This window comes from Vibrio sp. OPT18, assembly GCF_015163615.1.
Classification (GTDB): Bacteria; Pseudomonadota; Gammaproteobacteria; order Enterobacterales; family Vibrionaceae; genus Vibrio; species Vibrio coralliirubri.
This window is the reverse complement of sequence record NZ_JADDYK010000021.1, coordinates 282,959-300,472: the sequence shown is the minus strand read 5'-3', so window position 1 is coordinate 300,472 and position 17,514 is coordinate 282,959. Positions and strand designations below refer to the sequence as shown.

General features: G+C 43.0%; 17 protein-coding genes. 7 read left to right on the top strand and 10 right to left on the bottom strand.

Translation table 11 applies throughout. The annotated features are described in order from the left end of the window. Positions 1-78: 78 nt before the first annotated feature. From IQQ51_RS03675 to IQQ51_RS03655, 5 genes are all read right to left on the bottom strand, one after another. Positions 79-330, bottom strand: coding sequence for a hypothetical protein (locus IQQ51_RS03675; protein WP_017067298.1), 252 nt, complete (start codon positions 328-330; stop codon positions 79-81). A 21-nt stretch (positions 331-351) separates the two neighbouring features. Beyond that, positions 352-1,257, bottom strand: coding sequence for a DMT family transporter (locus tag IQQ51_RS03670; protein ID WP_193840400.1), 906 nt, complete (start codon positions 1,255-1,257; stop codon positions 352-354). Between the two features lie 49 nt (positions 1,258-1,306). Then, positions 1,307-2,998 (bottom strand): SgrR family transcriptional regulator, encoded by a 1,692-nt coding sequence (locus IQQ51_RS03665; RefSeq protein WP_122080927.1) that lies wholly within the window; start codon positions 2,996-2,998, stop codon positions 1,307-1,309. 154 nt (positions 2,999-3,152) lie between these two features. After that, complete coding sequence (locus tag IQQ51_RS03660) at positions 3,153-3,386, bottom strand: DUF3389 domain-containing protein (protein WP_017064605.1); 234 nt, start codon at positions 3,384-3,386, stop codon at positions 3,153-3,155. A 95-nt stretch (positions 3,387-3,481) separates the two neighbouring features. Next, positions 3,482-3,907, bottom strand: a complete 426-nt coding sequence (locus tag IQQ51_RS03655) for a hotdog fold thioesterase (protein ID WP_017060067.1) — start codon at positions 3,905-3,907, stop codon at positions 3,482-3,484. Positions 3,908-4,047: 140 nt separating this feature from the next. Here IQQ51_RS03655 and IQQ51_RS03650 point away from each other — a divergent pair, with 140 nt between their 5' ends. Continuing rightward, the gene (locus IQQ51_RS03650) at positions 4,048-4,836 is read left to right on the top strand and encodes a M48 family metallopeptidase (RefSeq protein ID WP_048612506.1); all 789 of its coding nucleotides are present in this window, start codon (positions 4,048-4,050) and stop codon (positions 4,834-4,836) included. Between the two features lie 137 nt (positions 4,837-4,973). Here IQQ51_RS03650 and IQQ51_RS03645 read toward each other — a convergent pair whose 3' ends face one another. Continuing rightward, complete coding sequence (locus tag IQQ51_RS03645; RefSeq protein ID WP_193840399.1) at positions 4,974-6,056, bottom strand: site-2 protease family protein; 1,083 nt, start codon at positions 6,054-6,056, stop codon at positions 4,974-4,976. Between the two features lie 357 nt (positions 6,057-6,413). Between IQQ51_RS03645 and IQQ51_RS03640 the strand changes: the two genes are divergently transcribed. The 3 genes from IQQ51_RS03640 (at position 6,414) to IQQ51_RS03630 (ending at position 10,900) form a co-directional block, all read left to right on the top strand. Then, complete coding sequence (locus IQQ51_RS03640; RefSeq protein ID WP_193840398.1) at positions 6,414-7,673, top strand: outer membrane protein transport protein; 1,260 nt, start codon at positions 6,414-6,416, stop codon at positions 7,671-7,673. A 13-nt stretch (positions 7,674-7,686) separates the two neighbouring features. After that, on the top strand, positions 7,687-10,119 hold the full coding sequence (locus tag IQQ51_RS03635; RefSeq protein ID WP_193840397.1) for a VolA/Pla-1 family phospholipase: 2,433 nt from the start codon (positions 7,687-7,689) through the stop codon (positions 10,117-10,119). Positions 10,120-10,342: 223 nt separating this feature from the next. Next, on the top strand, positions 10,343-10,900 hold the full coding sequence (locus IQQ51_RS03630; RefSeq protein WP_048608355.1) for a PhnA domain-containing protein: 558 nt from the start codon (positions 10,343-10,345) through the stop codon (positions 10,898-10,900). Positions 10,901-10,972: 72 nt separating this feature from the next. Here IQQ51_RS03630 and IQQ51_RS03625 read toward each other — a convergent pair whose 3' ends face one another. Next, on the bottom strand, positions 10,973-11,887 hold the full coding sequence (locus IQQ51_RS03625; protein WP_193840396.1) for a LysR family transcriptional regulator: 915 nt from the start codon (positions 11,885-11,887) through the stop codon (positions 10,973-10,975). A gap of 237 nt (positions 11,888-12,124) precedes the next feature. Between IQQ51_RS03625 and IQQ51_RS03620 the strand changes: the two genes are divergently transcribed. The 3 genes from IQQ51_RS03620 to IQQ51_RS03610 are packed head-to-tail and all read left to right on the top strand — an operon-like array spanning position 12,125 to position 14,577. Continuing rightward, complete coding sequence (locus IQQ51_RS03620; protein ID WP_004730923.1) at positions 12,125-12,337, top strand: DUF1656 domain-containing protein; 213 nt, start codon at positions 12,125-12,127, stop codon at positions 12,335-12,337. Positions 12,338-12,347: 10 nt separating this feature from the next. Further along, complete coding sequence (locus IQQ51_RS03615; protein ID WP_050620771.1) at positions 12,348-13,208, top strand: HlyD family secretion protein; 861 nt, start codon at positions 12,348-12,350, stop codon at positions 13,206-13,208. A 13-nt stretch (positions 13,209-13,221) separates the two neighbouring features. After that, entirely contained in the window at positions 13,222-14,577 is a 1,356-nt protein-coding gene (locus IQQ51_RS03610; protein ID WP_048612511.1) for an FUSC family protein, read from the top strand. Positions 14,578-14,704: 127 nt separating this feature from the next. Here the strand turns inward: IQQ51_RS03610 and IQQ51_RS03605 are convergent, their stop codons facing one another. The 3 genes from IQQ51_RS03605 to IQQ51_RS03595 all read right to left on the bottom strand — a co-directional run bounded on the left by IQQ51_RS03605 (position 14,705) and on the right by IQQ51_RS03595 (position 17,300). Further along, positions 14,705-15,994, bottom strand: coding sequence for a DEAD/DEAH box helicase (locus IQQ51_RS03605; protein ID WP_050644831.1), 1,290 nt, complete (start codon positions 15,992-15,994; stop codon positions 14,705-14,707). 201 nt (positions 15,995-16,195) lie between these two features. Then, entirely contained in the window at positions 16,196-16,936 is a 741-nt protein-coding gene (locus IQQ51_RS03600) for a DUF1223 domain-containing protein (RefSeq protein WP_193840395.1), read from the bottom strand. Positions 16,937-17,111: 175 nt separating this feature from the next. Beyond that, positions 17,112-17,300 (bottom strand): hypothetical protein, encoded by a 189-nt coding sequence (locus IQQ51_RS03595; RefSeq protein ID WP_017059812.1) that lies wholly within the window; start codon positions 17,298-17,300, stop codon positions 17,112-17,114. Positions 17,301-17,514 lie beyond the last annotated feature (214 nt).

Sequence of the window (17,514 nt, the reverse complement as noted above, 5' to 3'; positions counted from 1 at the left end):
TAACGTTGAAATGCCAAACACAAACCGTGCTGTGGCATTTTTAGTTTCAACATAATTTGCTCGTTTTAATATGACTGCTTATTTCATAGTTACCTTGCCACCAACAAACTTGTAGGCTGGTGTACCTCGAACCAAGGTGTCTCGTGCAAATTCAATCCCGCATTCAGGGCATACACATGGCTCTGTCGTAAAATCTTCAACGATACGCTCCTTAAAACATTTCACGAGTGCACCTTTGCCACCTTTCCGATACTTAAAAAGCTGCGTTTTGCATTTGGCACAGAAAATCTGAACCGTCTTGGTCGGTTGTTTCTTGTTTGGTTTAGCCATAGAAGTTAATGATTGAACTCTTTATTTCTTAAGTTTAGGGGTGACAAGAACCAAGCTTATCCCAAGAAGTATAACGGTTGATGAGACTATAAATTGCATGGTGACAGGTTCAGATAAAAGTAATACACCACCAAGTGTCGCGATAACTGGAACAGAGAGTTGTGCAATAGACGCAACCACGGTATTCAGTTTTTTCACTACGTAATACCACAAACTATAACCCACACCAGAAGCCACAGAGCCCGATATAACCGCGTAAATCAAACCTTGTTCAGTGATAGACACTCTGGTTAACGCATTAGGTATAAATACTAATAAGCTCAATGCCACAAGGATAACTAGCGAGCTGAATCCAAAATTAGCGGTGGTCGATTGCAGTGCGTTTGATGATTTCTTTCCTGCCAATGTGTAAACGCCCCACCCAATTCCGGCCAGAGACATCAAGATGATAGAAACTAAGTCAGGTGCCTGTGTCGATTCCGTTGGCATTAACAAATAAACAAGCCCTGCCACAGACAACAAACATCCGCACCACTCAATGAGTGACATTCTGTTTCCAGAAAACAAGTGCGCGGCAATCATCGTAAATTGCACCGCGACAAACAACACCAGAGCACCAAGACCTGCGCCAAGCTCTAAATAAGCAAACGAAAAGCCAAACATATACACGAGCAGTGACAATATTGATGTGAGTTGAAACTGTGATTTGAGCTTTGTGTATAGCGATGTGTTGTTTGCTAACTCACTTTTAGCTTTAGATTGGGAAGATAAAGCTAATAAAATCAGAAGAGTAAGCCCACCAGATAAGATGCGCACGATCGAGAAGCTCAAAGGATCAATCGTTTGATCCATTAAGGCCCAGCGACACAAAACTGAATTAGCAGCAAATGCCACCAGCGTAATAAATGTAATCATCAGAGTTTGCATCGTTTTTTCCTAAATGAGTTATTTGGTCCTAACTGAGTTTTCTGGGAGTTCAATCAACGTCAGGCTTCACCCAAACTTGGCTAAAGTCGAACCAACCTAATGCATTACATTTCGCGTTTTGCAACGTACCACATTGATCTTTATTAACGCCTAACCAGCAATGGAACATTGGAATCAATTGATTGCTTTGGACCAGTTGTTTACCGAGTTGTCTTGCTGGGAATTGCTCGAATTCACCAGAACGCCAACGGTCAATCATGTGACACCATTGGTCGAAGTCTTCTGCCGGGCTAGATTCATCAAGAAAACTGTAGTCCATTAACCAGCCAGCCAAGGCGTCGTCTCTGTTATTGGCGATGCCCATAGGGTTAATCCAAACATCAACATCATCGGCGTGCGGAGGATCGGTTTCGTAACCATAAAGATCAACATCAACGTTGTATTGCTTCAGCACCGTGACAATCGCCTTAGCAAGCGTTGGAAACATTGGGTGTTGGCATTGATACGCCAATCTTATGGTTGGTTTGGAATTTGCTGGTGGACAAACTGGCACCTTCAATTTTATGTCATACCAACCAGGTTTTATGCCATAAGCGTGTAACACGCCCAAATCGATAACGGTCTCTTTTGGAATATGAACAAACAGATCCGCCGCATTCAACGCGTTAGATAAAAACTGTGCCCATGCAGGATCTTGTGCAATACCTTTCTTTCTATTGAGCAGTAAATACGTGCAGCCAGGATCGAGTTCTACTTCATCGCTATCGCCACGGTCCGCCATAACAGGCTTAGAGAGACTTGGGTAAACCATTGAAGAATAAGCCTCATCCACCACCCAAACTTCAACCCGATCAATTAACGGTCTGAAACCAAAGTACCCATTGAAAGCGGTTAACACGAGTTGTTTCTCGTCGTTCTTTTCAATGCGATAAGGTCCCGTTCCAATTGGTCGAATATCGTAATCTTCACCACGTAATGTGATCGGTAAAGTGACTTTGGCGACCGACTCCGTTAGCGCGAGCGGAAAATACTTGTCTGGGCGTGTGAGAAAGACATCTACGACACAATTTGCAGGTGAAGAGACATCTTTGATATGAGAAAACATGTTGAGAGGTTCGAGTGCAAGCAGTGTATCCACAACATGATTGGTTAACAGAGGCTCCCCGTTATGGAAACGAACACCGGGTCTCAAGAAGAATCGCCATTGGTAATCGCTGATTTTTTGCCATGAATGAGCCAGATCGGGTTGGAGCTGGTCATTCTCATCTAGACGAGTCAACCCACTGAATACCTGACAAGCGATATGCTGCTCTGAACGACGCATCGATTTGGTTGGGTTAAGCATTGAAAGCGGTCGGTAATAAGGCAAACGAATAACTTGCTCGCCCTCTTGATACTGTACGCCCAAGTAGTTTTGAATAACTTGCGTGAGTTTGGCAGCATTGTGATCAAGCACTGACAGCGCTTGTCCAATTTTTCCTTCCTGCAAGTAGCGTCTTGCTAGGTTCTCACTGACATCACAACGATTCTGTTTAAAGATAAGTTGAGATAACTTCCCTCGACCAGCTGCTGGTAGCCATTCTACCCACCCTTCTTCTTCAAGCTTGTTGAGTACCATTCGGGCATTACGACGGGTACAACAGAGCACATCCGTGATGTCGTCGAGCTGAACATCAGAATCTTTACCATCGAAGTATTCAAACAGGGTTTCAAATTGAACGCGAAGTCTTGGGCTGCTCATAAAGAGGAAAACTTATTCAAAGGACATTGAATTCAGTTTCCCTATTTTATGGCGTAAAATCAATATTACTGACACGATTTTATTGTGAATTATTGAGTACGACATCCTAAGATGTTATTCAATCTTAAGGGTTAAGTGCTTTTACCGTAAAGGATTACATTACATCGCAGCCAATTTCATTAGCGATTTCACGAAGCTGCTGTTCATCGTCTAATTTTATCGACCATTTACACTCAGAACCGTTAGCTGAAATGACATTTGCCCCTTTTCCGATCAATTGAATTGCATCAACTTGGGCTTGCAGCGTGACTCTATGCTCACCATCTAAACGAACAACCAATTCATGTGCGGTTGCGATGACTTTTCCACTTTTAAACGTTATGACCATGGGCTTCTCGGGTTACTTCTTTAAATACGAATTGCTTGTTCTAAGTACTGATTACTTCTTCTAAAGACAAAACCAGCGTACGACTGCCTAGTCTGTTATCGCTTATGTTTCTTCACCGCAATGGTTAAGCGACTGGTACAAACTAAGCGTTGACGATCATCAGTGATATTGATCTGCCATACTTGAGTAGAGACGCCCAAGTGAATAGGCTCAGCAGTACCGATGACGTGCCCTTCGCGCATTGACCTTACGTGGTTCGCATTGATATCGAGCCCAACGCAATAATAGCCTTCTGGTACGCAGAAGTTTGCAGCCAATGAGCCAAGCGTTTCTGCTAGCACAACCGATGCGCCGCCATGAAGCATACCCAGAGGTTGGTGCGTAAAGTGACAAACCGGCATGGTTGCTACCAAAGAGTTGTCATTTACTTCAGTGTAAACAATGTTGAGGTGTTCAATTAAGGTATTTTTTGAGGTCGCGTTGAAGGTATCTAGGTCAACGGGCTTTTTCCAAATACTCATGTGGGTTCCTTAATTATTGATCTTGTTATCGCGTGCATAGCTTTTTTCTATATTACTGGCTGTTAGTTATCTTACAGCCCTTAGTTATTACGCAAGTTGATGTTAACATGCATAAAAACCGAATACACAGAGGATATTGTATGACGTCATGGATGAAGTTTGCCTCGCTTCTCACACTTGCAGGCCTAACCGCGTGTAGCGCTTCTCCGACAGGCAGAAACCAATTGCTGCTTTTTTCAGATAAAGACATGTCTCAGCTTGGAGCACAATCTTTTGAACAAATGAAAAAAGAACAACCCATCAGCAAAGATGCCAAAACTAACGCTTATGTCCAGTGCGTCGCGAACAGCATCACTCAATATATTCCTAAACAAGGTTTTAGTGAATGGGAAGTTGTTGTGTTTGATAGCGACCAAGTGAATGCATTCGCACTACCTGGCGGTAAAATCGGTGTATACACAGGCTTACTCAAGGTTGCTGTCAATCAAGACCAACTCGCTACGGTTATCGGTCACGAAGTGGCACACGTTTTAGCGGACCACAGTAATGAGCGCCTGTCTCAGTCTCAAATCGCTAATACTGGCTTATCTATTACTAACGTCGCGTTAGGCGCATCAGAATACAAACAGTATCAAGGTATGACGATGGCCGCGTTAGGATTAGGCGTTCAATATGGCGTTATTCTGCCATATGGGCGAACTCAAGAGTCTGAAGCCGATGTTGTTGGTTTAGAGTATATGGCTCAAGCAGGGTTCGATCCAAACCAAAGTGTCAACTTATGGCAAAATATGGCGAAAGCATCAGGTGGAAATCAACCGCCAGAATTGCTTTCTACGCACCCTTCCCACAGTACGCGTATTAAAGATCTACAAGCAACGATAAAAACGCTTCCTCAATCAGGGTCACCAAAACCAAATTGCAAAGCGTAATCTAAGTAAGAATCACCTAGCTGGTGTAGATACAAAAATGCCCTATCCGTATTGGTTAGGGCATTTTTAGTTTCTTGCTAACTAACAGTTCAAGTGCACTATGCAGCTGAATAATTCCAACAACAGAAACTCACTGGTTAAGTACCAAGAATTTGTAATGGTAGGCTTAATAGCTGATCACCAGTAGATGCAAAATACCAGATAACACCAATTAAACTGCTCACTAAACCTACATACCAAACAAACGACACGACTTGCCCGTATTTGTCTAACGGTAACAAGTGACTGTGATGACGTCCTTTCCATTCGATCAGTATTTCAACACTGCCCATAATCAATAAGAAACCAAACAAGGTTAAATTCAACTGATAACTCAATACCACGCCAGCAACGGCAGCCGCGACACACAATACAATACCAAGCACACTGTTCATCGAGAAGCTGATACTTTTAAGAACATGTCCGCCATCGAGAGGCAAAATCGGCAATAGGTTGAACAGGTTTAATAGAGCATTAAATACCGCAAGGCCGGCAAAGAACATTTCGCCCGTCGCCCAATACAGCACCATAAATACTAACGACAATATCAAGCCGAACAATGGCCCCATGATTGAGATAACCACATCTTGCCAACGCGTATTAATCTTTTCATCGGATAACGCCAAGCCACCAAGAAATGGTATCAAATAAATGCCTTTGGTCTTCATGCCAAAGTATTTCATCGCTCTAATATGACCGTACTCATGGAACATTAAACAAGCGATTAAGGCCAAAGCGAACTGAATTGAAAACAACCATGAATAGGCAGCTAAACTCGCAGAAGCAAGTACGACCTTGATTAGCTTGGCGCTTTTTAGCGCTTTCATACCAAGCGACACCAACCCAATTAAGCTAAAACGCTTCTCTGGTTTAGGAGCGACAACAGGTGTTTGTTGTTCGATATCTTTGGTGTTTCGATTGCCTTCGGTAATGGTTTGGCCATTCACCGACGCTTTATACGTCATCTCAAACGGTTGCCACTGGACAGTCGACTCAACGTGACACTGCAACGTTTCTTCGCCAGCGCGTAGTGTAAATTCGTGTTTTCGTGCGTCTTCTTGGTCTGTGGTCGCATCTAATTGAGATACCAAAGTGTTATCCCAATACAACTGTTGCCACCCTGCCATTGACCCCTCTAAACGAAGCGGTTTACCAAGAAACTCTATCGCGAGTAATTCCAAACTTTAATTCCAATTTAATGACTTCTAACGAGTGTCGATATTATGCCGATTTAGCGATCGGCGGTAAACATAAACAAAGTTGTTACATATTGAGCAATTGAACACTATTTGTACCAATAGCTGACATAAACATTCTGGTCACACCTCCAACCACGAATAAACTATTGATTGTAATTATATTATTGATGTTAAGGTGCCGACCCTAAAAAATATAACCTCACAAAATAACAACTATTTCTTTGACTTTATATAAAACATGAATTTAACATGCTGTTTACATTAGAGCTTCAACACCAACAATGCTCAGTGTGTTTTCAAACGATAATAATGAAATTCGATGCCCTAGGAGGGTCAAGGATGAAAACAATACAACGCTCTCTCGTTTCGCTTTCTGTGCTATTTGCGTGCAATTCACTTGCGGCTGGCTTCCAAGTTGCTGAGCATTCTGCCTCAGGTCTTGGTCGCGCATTCTCAGGTGAAGGCTCTGTAGCCGATAACGCGAGTGTACTAGCGAGAAACCCCGCCGCAATGACCCTATTTGATACAGCCCAATTTTCAGGCGCGGTTTCTATCGTTGATCCAGAAGTGGATATTACTCAAAACAATGTTCCAGGTTCTGGCGGACAAAGCCAAGTATCTAAAGACGTAGCGCCACTGCAAGTCGTCCCTGCCGCATACTACATCAGTCCTATCAACGATAAATGGGCTTGGGGCATTGGAATGTTTTCTAACTACGGCGTTGCTACCGATTACCCAGATGATATTTATGCGGGTGATCTTGCAGGTGATACTTCACTAGTGTCAGTGAACTTAAACCCCAATGTGGCGTATCGAATTAACGACCAGTTTAGTGTTGGTGCGGGTGCAAACCTCGTTTACGCCGAGGCTGAACTAAATCGTCATCAAGGCTCTATTTCGAACATCACTGGAGATCCTGCCTCAACAAAACTGATCAGTATGACAGGTGAAACATTTGCATTTGGTTGGAACGTGGGCGCGTTATATGAACTGAATGAAAATAACCGATTCTCTATCGCTTATCGTTCAGAGGTCGACCTCGACTTTGATGATGGTGACTTTACTGATTACACGGGCGGTATCGTGCAAGGCAGTGCTACGACAACAACGGGTCGCCTAAAGATCACATTACCTTCAATCATTGAGATTTCTGCTTTCCACCAACTGACCGACCAATGGGCGATTCATTACGGTTGGCAACAAACTGGGTGGAGTAGTTTTAAAGAACTAAAAGCGACAAGCTCAGATTGTGTAAGTGGCGAGTGTTTCAAAAAGACAGAAGACTATGACGATAACAATCGTTACTCACTAGGTGCTACTTACCAGTTGAATCAAGAGTGGACTTTACGAGCAGGTTTAGCTTATGACGAGCAAGCTGGTGAAGCGACATTAAGCATCCCTGATAGCGACCGTTTCTGGTACAGCGCAGGTTTGACTTATCAGTACAGCCCTAACCTTTCAATCGATGCTGGTTTCGCTCTTGTTCAAAGTAAAGAAGGTGATTTCACCGAAACCAATGAACTTGGTCAGGAACTTGAATTCTCTGGTGATGCAGTCGCTTACCTATCTGCAATTCAAATGAACTACACCTTCAACTAAACGGAATTAAAACATGAAAAAGTTATTTAATGTTTCGCTGCTCGCTTCAGCAATGTTTCTTGCTGGTTGTGGTGATGACTCTTCGAGTTCAGGCGCTTCAACAGCGATTCAATATGAGCAATACATTCAAGATTCACTCGCACAAGCGACGAGCATCAAGTTTCAATTAACGGGTGCTGATATTGCGGTTCCTCTTCCTAGCTTCGCGTTAATGGATACTAGCGACGGTACACTTGGTTTACCAACTGGCGGTGATGATTCATTAACCAACCCTATCGCAGCAATGAACACAATGGATGGCTGGTCTAACTCTATGCCAATCATCATGGACTTTGAAGGCACAGGTTTAGCTGATGGTGTCGCAACTGGTGGTGTTTACCTATTAAAGCTTAGTGGCTCACTCACTTCTGAAACGGCACCAAGTGTTACTGGCGTATTGGCACAAGGAACTCATTTTAATGTTCTATCTAGTGCCTCAACTGACACATTCACCATTGTATTCAACGAATCTCTTGATGCTTCAAGCGAGTACGTATTGGCGCTGTCGAATGAACTAACCGATGCCAATGGTGATCCGGTTGGTATGTCACCAAGTTATGCGGCTTTGAAATCAAGTATAGTAACCTATACCGAAGGTAGCATTGCTCAAGCTCAACAAGTCACTCAAGGGGTTGAAAAGATCTTTGCTGGAGCGACTGCTGCAGGTGCGATTAACCTTGATACTGAAAACATCATTTACTCGACTTGGTTTACTACAGAGTCTGTTGGCGATTCCCTTTTCGCGACAAAAGCCGCAACGGCAACAGGATTGGCTGCGACAAATCTAAATGGTGTTTGGAAAGATAGCGCAAACCCTAACTCAGTTGACCTTTCGGCAGCCTACACAATGCAGTTCGGCTCAACAGAACTGTTCACAACAGCGCTAGCAAACGATACTGACTTTGATAAGTATGTTGCAGGCGACGACGCAACAACTATCGCAACCCTTAAAGGTGCGATCAATGGATTGTATGGTGCTACTGACAACGTTGATGTAACCCAAGGTTTTGTTCAATTACCTTATTATCTAGAAACAAGTGCTACTGAATGGAACTCACAGCCATTCGAATCGGGTATGCCTAGCTTAGCAAAAGTTTCAAGTGCTTTAAGTGATAGTGCCGAGCAAGCAAATATGGTTACTCAGTTAGCTGCTGCTGGTATCGACACAAGCATATTAGCGACAGACCAAACCGAACAGCTAAAGTTAATCGGATTAAACTTAACGATGGCCGATGGTTCTCCACTTGATAGCGAAAGAGTTATTACGAAATACTCTCCAGTTCCTCAAGTTAAATCATTAGAATCTGTCGAGTTCTTGTTATTTACGCCTAATGGTACCGATCCTACTGATATAGTCATTTACCAACACGGTATCACCTCTGCAAAAGAAAATGCTTACGCGTTCGCTTACAACCTAGCGAGAGCTGGAGTTGCTGTTTTGGCTATTGACTTGCCAATACACGGTACTCGTAGTTTGGATGACCAACGTTCTGCAAATGCAGATGTCTTAGCTTATTTAAATCTCACTAACTTGCCTGTAGCGCGTGATAACGTTCGTCAAAGTTCACTAGATGTAATGGGGTTAAGAGCTTCATTAACCGCTTCTTTGCAAGCTGGTTTACTTGCTAGTTCACCTTTGAAGGGATTTAACATAGCTACTGGCTCACAAGTTAAGTTTCTAGGTCATTCGTTAGGAGGTATTGTCGGAACGACAGCTGTTGCGTCTTCTAACCGTACGTTAGGTAGCACAACTGCTGATGCGCTTTATTCATTCAGCGCTGCTGCTATCGAAAACTCTGGTGGCCAAATATCTAACCTTTTGTTGGGTTCACCTTTCTTTGGCCCGCAAGTTAAGCACAACGTAGCCTTGGGGGCTTCGACAGAGTACGCAAGCTATGCAGCTGCTAGCTGTACAAACAGCTCAGATAAACTGTGCTACGAAACATTTGAAAGCAGTGCAACCACAGCACAACTAGCTTCGATGACCGCAGCATTTCAACAGTTCGCGTATGCGGCACAAACCGTGTTAGACACTATTGATCCATACACTAATGCTGATTATTTGCTAGAAGCTTCTACTCAGATGCCAATTTACATGGGTCAAGTGCAAGGTGACGAAACGGTACCAAACACCGTTGCGGATGCACCGTTTGCAGGAACAACACCACTTGCGACAAAACTTGGCTTAACCGTTGTAGATGCAAGTAATACAACGCCAAACGGTACCAATGATTTTGTTAAGTTTGGCAAAGATGCGGTTCACAGCACGTTTGTGGCTCCGCAAGATGATAGTACGCCTCTACCATTAGATTTAAGCCACCACGTTAGCATGCAGACGCAAGCGGTAGACTTCTTATTAGATAATACTTTAACTGCTGCATCTATCGATGGTTCTGTATTGGAATAACCACAAGTTCTAATTGAAACCAAATGCCAGCCTAACCGCTGGCATTTTTATTCCTGTGACTAGCTAACCTTCCCTAGTTAACCGTTTGCATAAAACTTTAAAACACAAATGGTTGATCTCAGCTAAAATTAATCAAGACAGAATACCGTACGACCTCTTTCTTTATTGTAAATAAAGTGGATAATAGCCCCGTAATTTAATACCTAATAAATGTGAGTCCATTATGTCTTCTGAAGCTACTATGCTAGAACGCTGCCAATCTAAATGTGAACTATGTGGTTCTGATTCTTCTCTTACTGCATACGCAGTACCGCCACACAGCCACGTAACAGTGGATCACGGCATCATGGTATGTGACAAATGTCTTGGTGAGATTGACGATCCTAAAGATATCAACCACTGGCGTTGTCTGACTGACAGCATGTGGAGTCAAGAAGCGCCAGTTCAAGTAACAGCATGGCGTCAACTTACTCGTCTTAACTCTGAAAGCTGGGCTCAAGACGCGCTAGACATGATGTACCTTGAAGAAGAAACATCAGTTTGGGCACAAATCGGTATGTCTGCTGATGACAAGCCTCTTGATGTGAATGGCGTTGAACTTAAAAAAGGTGACGACGTAACAGTAATCAAAGACCTGCCAATCAAAGGTACTAACCAAGTGATTAAGCAAGGTACTGTTATCCGTGGTATCAGCGTTGGTGACGATCCTAAGCTTGTTTCTGGTAAAACAAACGGCGGTCAATCAATGTACGTAATCGCTGAGTTCTGCCGTAAGAAGTAATTCTTCTTTTCGCTGAACAAAATCTAAAAAGGCGCTAATGAATAATTAGCGCCTTTTTAATATCTCAAATTTTCACGACTTAAAACTATCAATAAGTTGCTCACGGTACTCTTTAATGACCGACACCAAAGAGCCTTTGATACCACTGACTTGTTTCGAGTGCGGACACCACAACGCGAATCCAAATTTGAATCCTTCCACCATTTGCGCAGAGTGAATGGGCTCTATTAAATGTTTTGAAAATTCAGAGTCGGTAAAAAAAGCCTTAGGAAGAAGTGCCCATCCAAAACCCTCTTCAAGCATTTTGATCATTAACGAAAGCTGATCGATCTCTTCATAGTCAGAGCTCACGATAATCTTTTCAGACATACCTTCATCAATCAGAGACTTCAATACGAACTGCTTAGAGTTCCTAAGTGCGACTAATACTTCGTCTTTATCGATATGTGAGAGTTCTCCCCCTTTCTGTCCGAATGGGTAGAACTCAAAGTGCCCAAGGAAAGTAGAATCAAAACTGTGCATCGCTCGGCTATTATGGGCATTCACAAGTCCAAAGTGATATTCCCCACTTTGTATTCCTTGTTTAATTTCGTTCTTATTCCTAACCAGAAAGTTCACTCGCATCATTGGGAAATCGTGCTTAAGTCGTTTTCGTATATCCACCAAAACACGTTGTGGAACGAAACTAGAATACGCGATTGTTATTTTCTCTAATCCACCATAAGAGAGGCTCAACGCCACTTTGTCAAAAGTACGAGCTTGCTCAATCGTCTGCTTTGCGTAGTGATAAAGGAGGTGTCCGTCCTCCGTTGGTTCAACAGAGCGCCCGACCCGTTCAAAAAGGCTCACCGCCAGATGATCTTCCAAGTTTGTAATCACCTGGCCCACGGTCGTTCTGTGCTTGTTAAGCTTTACCGCCGCCTTGCTAAATGACCGCTGTTCATAGACAGTCACAAACGCGAGAAGTTGTTCAATACTAAAGTTCATTTTGATGTACTTACTTTCTTGGTCATGCATACGAGATAGAAAAACATCTACTGCATCAGAATAATAATGATAAAAAGACAGCGCAAACGTGACTACTGATTTGTACCTTTGCTGCCTATCCTTCCTAGTATATACCTAAACCAGTCTGTATTTGATGGATCTGATCCTCTATATACGATTATTAACATCACCGCATTTCCTTTATCGTTACCTTCTTAAAACGATAGAGACAGACCCATGAACACAATGCCACATGAACTCGTGTGGGGTGAGATCTACTTCCCTCCTTTGCTATTGGTTATCGCGTTAGCTTATGTATTGACGATATTGACTGGCTCAATCGCGACAAAACTTGGGCTACATAAATATGTCGCTTTTCCCGCAATTGCCGAACTAAGCCTAATCGTGATTTTCGTCGGCGTTATCGGTCAATTCATTACCATCTTCTGAGGCATTCACCTTGATTAAACGTTATCTCATCACGCTACTACTGGTCGTTGCCGCAAGCTCTGTGGTTTATAGCTATTACCAATCTTATTCGAGTAATCCCTGGACTAGAGATGGTCAGGTCAGCGCTTACATTGTTTCAATTACTCCCCGAGTTACAGGGCAAGTGACTAAAGTCCATATTGAGGACAACTCACAGGTGGCTAAAGGCGACTTGCTGTTTGAGATCGACCCAAGCATTTATCAAGCGGCCTACAATAAAGCGTTGGCGACACAGAAACAGGCTCGCGCGCTCTTAGCAAAAGCTAAAAACGAAGAGCAACGCGCGTTGAACTTAGAAAAGAGAACACCTGGCGCTATGCCAGTGCTGACATTGAATAACCTGAATAACGCGGTTGAGACAAATGCAGCTAACGTTGCACTAGCAAAAGCCAACGTTGAAGAAGCGCATTTAAATCTTGAATACACCAAAGTGTACGCGCCAACCAACGGTTACATTACGAACTTAAATCTACGAGAAGGCTCTCAAGTCGTCGCCAATACACCGGTAGTCGCATTAATCGATGAAGACAGTTTCTGGATCGAAGGCTATTTCAAAGAAACTGATCTGGTGAATGTTGGCCCTAACGACAAAGCGCTTGTCACTCTTATGATGCACAACAATATTCAATTAGAAGGCCATATCAAAAGCATTGGCTTTGGTATTGCAACACAAGACGGCAGCACAGGTAATGACCTTCTTCCTAACGTGAACCCAAACTTTCAATGGATTCGTCTTGCTCAACGTATACCGGTCAAAGTAGAGCTTGATAATGTGCCTGAAGACTTACAACTTCGTGTTGGCATGACAGCTTCACTCAAAATAATCAAATAGTTGGATGGCTTTTATGTTCAGTGCATCAACCAAAGAAGCCATTAAAGCGGCTCTCGCTATTGTTATCTCTATCTGTGTTGCGTTGTGGTTTCAATGGGAGAAACCTTATTGGGCGGCAATTGCGGTTGCGGTCATGGCACTGAACGAGAGCTTTGCACATTCAATAAACAAAGGCCACAACCGATTAATGGGCACTTTGTTAGGGACGGGTTATGCCTTTTTCTTGATTGCGATGTTTTCTCAGGATCGCTTTCTGTTTTTGATGTTTTTCACCTTATTTCTCGGTACATGCATCTTCATGTCGAGTGATGAAAAATACGGTTATGTCTTTTCTATAGGCTTTGCAGTTTGCTCCATCATCTCTTGTATGGGTGGATTCGATAACCAGATTACATTCTATTTTGCAGTGCTTCGAATACAAGAAACTCTATTAGGCGTTATCACCTTCTCGATTGTTTATCGTCTAATCTGGCCTGTAAACACTGAGCAGAACTTTGTACAACGTTTTGAAACAAGCAGAGAAACACTGATAACAGCAATGAGCGATACCAATAACCTTGATATAGAAGCCCTAGAATCCAATACCGCTAATATTGAAAAGCTCTATCAACTGTTGGATTTGCCGCTCGCTGGCAGTTATCACCTAAAAGAAAATATTCACGCATGGCGTTTACGAATCAACGAAATGGCGCATATTCAAGAGCGTCTGCTTGAGATCGCCTCGGGCGAACTGACTCAAGCTATTGATTGGGTCGCTCTCACCCAAAAAATGGAAAAACTGGAGTTAATGGCACCAAACTCGTCATTGATTGATGATGTGCCATTTGTGATGAGTGAGAAGAATAACGTTTCTTGGCACCATGAGCACCGTACCTTTGTTCAACACCTTAATGAAGATGGGAGAAAAGTCTTACAAGGTGTCTCGATGTTCGTCACGTCGTTATTGGTTTGGATATACCTGCCTGTACCGGGTGGTTTTATTTTCCCGATGATTGCTGGCATATTTTCTTCAATGCTTCCAACTATGCCGCCAAGTGTTATTAAGGATGCGTTTTTTGGTGTCATTGGAACGGGCACGGTTATCTTGCTTCAATATATCTTTATCATGCCGATGATGACTGAATTGTGGCAATTGGCGTTGTTCTATTTCATCAACAGCATAGTGATATGGAAAGTGTTTGCGACACCTAAACTTATGGTGCATCGAATACTTGGTATAAACCTGCTGGTCGTACTGACATCTGGCGCGCTTAATCTAACACCGGTTTATCAGATTCAAACACCATTGCTAATGTTAACCACACTGCTCATCATTTTGATGATAGGAAAATTATTCACAGACCTATTTAGAGTCAAAAGTATCGCTTAGTCTCGTTACGCGGAATCGCTTAACTTGGTATAAGAAAAACAAAAAAGGCGCAAATAAGCGCCTTTTGAATATCTATTACTTACTGACTTATATGGCTTGCTGACTCATATAGTTTACTGACTCAAGATCAGTTGTTGTTTAGCCACACATCTTGGTTTTGTGGAGCTTTCTTCTTCTTTTTCTTCTTGCCTGTACCAGCCGGTGGCGCAACAGGTTTTAGTGCAGCGATAAGTTCAGCTGTCGCTTCTTCATCCACTTCAAAGCCTTCTATTTGCTCACGCTCAAGACGAATCTTGTTCTTCTTCTCGATGATTTTGAAGTGGTGGTAATCTTCGTGATCGATCAGAGATAACGCAAGACCAACCTCACCTGCACGACCACTTCGGCCGATACGGTGCATGTAGTCTGATGGGCTACGCGGCAAGTCAAAGTTGATTACCACAGGAAGCTTCTCAATATCCAGACCACGTGCCGCGATGTCTGTCGCGATAAGAACGTCGATCTCGCCAGATTTGAAATCTTCTAGGATACGTGTACGTGAACCTTGTCCTTTATCGCCGTGGAATACTTCAGCGATGATGCCGCGCTTGTAAAGCTTGTCTGCTAGGTGCTCACAGCTGTTCTTCGCATTAACGAAGATCAGAGCTTGGCGCCATTCGTGTTGTTGAATTAGGTGTGCGAGTAACGCTGTCTTGCGACCTTTTTCTACTTCAAATACACGTTGAACCAGTGTGCTCGCATTGGCACTTTGAAGTTGAACTTCAATTGGATCATTCAGTAGTTCGTGAGTCAGCGTTTTAACTTGCTCAGGGAAAGTTGCAGAGAACAACAAAGTTTGTTTCTTGCTCGGTAAGAGCTTCAAGATTGCATCAAGTTCTTCGGTAAAACCTAGGCTTAGCATTCGGTCAGCTTCATCAAGCACTAACGTTTTTACTTTGTCTAGCTTGATAGCGTTGCTTGAAATAAGGTCAAGCAGACGACCCGGTGTTGCCACCAAGATATCAGTGCCGCCACGTAGCGCCTGCATCTGAGTGTTTACCGATACACCACCAAACACACAAACCGTTTTAATCGCGCCATTGAAATGCACAGCGTAAGACTTAACGCTGTCAGCTACTTGCTTAGCAAGTTCGCGAGTAGGAACTAAGATAAGGCCTGAAACAAAGTTACCTTTGCCTGAACGACGGTCCAGAGGTGCATCTTCATGAATCTTTTGTAACAGTGGAAGTGCAAATGCTGCGGTTTTACCTGAACCGGTATTTGCGCCTGCAATTAAATCGCGTCCTGCTAACACACTTGGAATAACTTGCGCTTGGATAGGCGTTGGCTGTTGGTATTCAAGCTCAGATAAACGAGCCATCAAAGGAGAGATTAAGCCAAGATCAGAGAAGTTGGTTGGTGTAGTGGTGTTAGTCATTAATTGCAGGAACTCAAAGCTAAAATAATAGCGCGCTATATTAACGTATTTCAGCAGTATTACGTAACTAAATCGCCCTTTCGCTTCTATTTCACTGATTAATATCCGTTAGAAGCGAAGTTATCGATGTGAGAACCTCGATAGTCGCCGTACCAACTTCGTCTAAGAGTATTCCAGCTACACAATTGTCGTGGGTTGCAGTTAGTTCAGCCACCCTGCTACCGTTTGTTCCGGTGCATACGAGTTCGGCTCGGTTAGCCAAACAGCGACTGCATCTGGTGTAGCGACGAGTGGCTCAAAATTGATATTAAATTGCCATTCAGACTCACCACGTTGATAACCATCGTAAACCACAACAAAATCATGCTCGAGTTTCTTACCCCTGTTCTCGCCCGCCTTAACACTGGTGACTTCGTTCATCGCCAGTAAAGCAATATGAGCAACATAATCACCTTTGCCTTCATAACTTACACTGAACGTATCGCCTTTATGATTGACCGTTAGCTTGGGGTTATTTTGTTGTTTAATCGAAGGTAACGTTCTGTCTAACCAGTTAAAGTAACCGCGCCACTCTTTTCCATCGACAACAAAGCCCGGCGTGTAAACCCCACTTGTTACGCCATAAGCTTTATACAGTCGTTGCTTCTGACTGAACGCCTTGCTCGCGAACTTGTCGCCCCAACCTAGGTAATCCCAATAATCAACGTGATAGGCAAGCGGAATGACTTGTGTCCACAGTTTTGGATGGTCTTCAAAAGTACTGAGGTAGGCATCAGCAGGTGGACAACTTGAACAACCTTCAGAGGTGAAGAGCTCGATAACCTGTGCGGGCTGGCCTTGATTACTCCAGGTTTGTGCAAGCGACACTGAGGAATAGAAGCCGATCGGTAAGGCAAATAAACAAAGTTTGATCAATGATGAATTGCGTTTGGCGTGTGACATACCGAGATCCTTGTACAAAACGAATTGAATGGCGCTCAAATACAGACCGTGATGCCTAGGTTTTTCTTTCAGGTGCTTAATTTGCGAAGAGATAGAGTTTATTTCAGATACAAAAACGCCAGCTTTAGAAGCTGGCGTTTTCTTAAAATTCTATATTTACATGTTAACGCTGAGATTAACGGTTGATACCGATATCGCGTTGCATGTGACCAGATAGGTCGCTTGCGTAGTAACTACGTGGAGAGTTGTCTACGAAAAGAATATCGAAAATGTGTGCAATCAATCCTTTGAAGTTAACCGAGTAGGTCTTCTTATCCATAGAGTTAGGAACAGCGATAGTATTCATTTGTACTGCTTGAGCCATGATTGCCTCTCTATAAATTTATTAATGTGTTTCGTTCTGATGACAAGAATAATAGGTGATCTTTTGCAGGTTAAAAAATGACTAAAATTAGATTTTGGGATTAGTTTTTCTAATAAAACAAACCATTAACAATATCACAAAATAGATATGCAGACCATGTGAGTATATATTCAATATAGTGTTTAAATCATGCATTTAGTACAAATACCCCGCA

Bases quoted from the DNA above. Each gene is read 5' to 3' on its own strand.
- IQQ51_RS03675 (WP_017067298.1), bottom strand. From the start codon at position 330: ATGGCTAAACCAAACAAGAAACAACCGACCAAGACGGTTCAGATTTTC.
- IQQ51_RS03670 (WP_193840400.1), bottom strand. From the start codon at position 1,257: ATGCAAACTCTGATGATTACATTTATTACGCTGGTGGCATTTGCTGCT.
- IQQ51_RS03665 (WP_122080927.1), bottom strand. From the start codon at position 2,998: ATGAGCAGCCCAAGACTTCGCGTTCAATTTGAAACCCTGTTTGAATAC.
- IQQ51_RS03660 (WP_017064605.1), bottom strand. From the start codon at position 3,386: ATGGTCATAACGTTTAAAAGTGGAAAAGTCATCGCAACCGCACATGAA.
- IQQ51_RS03655 (WP_017060067.1), bottom strand. From the start codon at position 3,907: ATGAGTATTTGGAAAAAGCCCGTTGACCTAGATACCTTCAACGCGACC.
- IQQ51_RS03650 (WP_048612506.1), top strand. From the start codon at position 4,048: ATGACGTCATGGATGAAGTTTGCCTCGCTTCTCACACTTGCAGGCCTA.
- IQQ51_RS03640 (WP_193840398.1), top strand. From the start codon at position 6,414: ATGAAAACAATACAACGCTCTCTCGTTTCGCTTTCTGTGCTATTTGCG.
- IQQ51_RS03635 (WP_193840397.1), top strand. From the start codon at position 7,687: ATGAAAAAGTTATTTAATGTTTCGCTGCTCGCTTCAGCAATGTTTCTT.
- IQQ51_RS03630 (WP_048608355.1), top strand. From the start codon at position 10,343: ATGTCTTCTGAAGCTACTATGCTAGAACGCTGCCAATCTAAATGTGAA.
- IQQ51_RS03625 (WP_193840396.1), bottom strand. From the start codon at position 11,887: ATGAACTTTAGTATTGAACAACTTCTCGCGTTTGTGACTGTCTATGAA.
- IQQ51_RS03620 (WP_004730923.1), top strand. From the start codon at position 12,125: ATGAACACAATGCCACATGAACTCGTGTGGGGTGAGATCTACTTCCCT.
- IQQ51_RS03610 (WP_048612511.1), top strand. From the start codon at position 13,222: ATGTTCAGTGCATCAACCAAAGAAGCCATTAAAGCGGCTCTCGCTATT.
- IQQ51_RS03605 (WP_050644831.1), bottom strand. From the start codon at position 15,994: ATGACTAACACCACTACACCAACCAACTTCTCTGATCTTGGCTTAATC.
- IQQ51_RS03600 (WP_193840395.1), bottom strand. From the start codon at position 16,936: ATGTCACACGCCAAACGCAATTCATCATTGATCAAACTTTGTTTATTT.
- IQQ51_RS03595 (WP_017059812.1), bottom strand. From the start codon at position 17,300: ATGGCTCAAGCAGTACAAATGAATACTATCGCTGTTCCTAACTCTATG.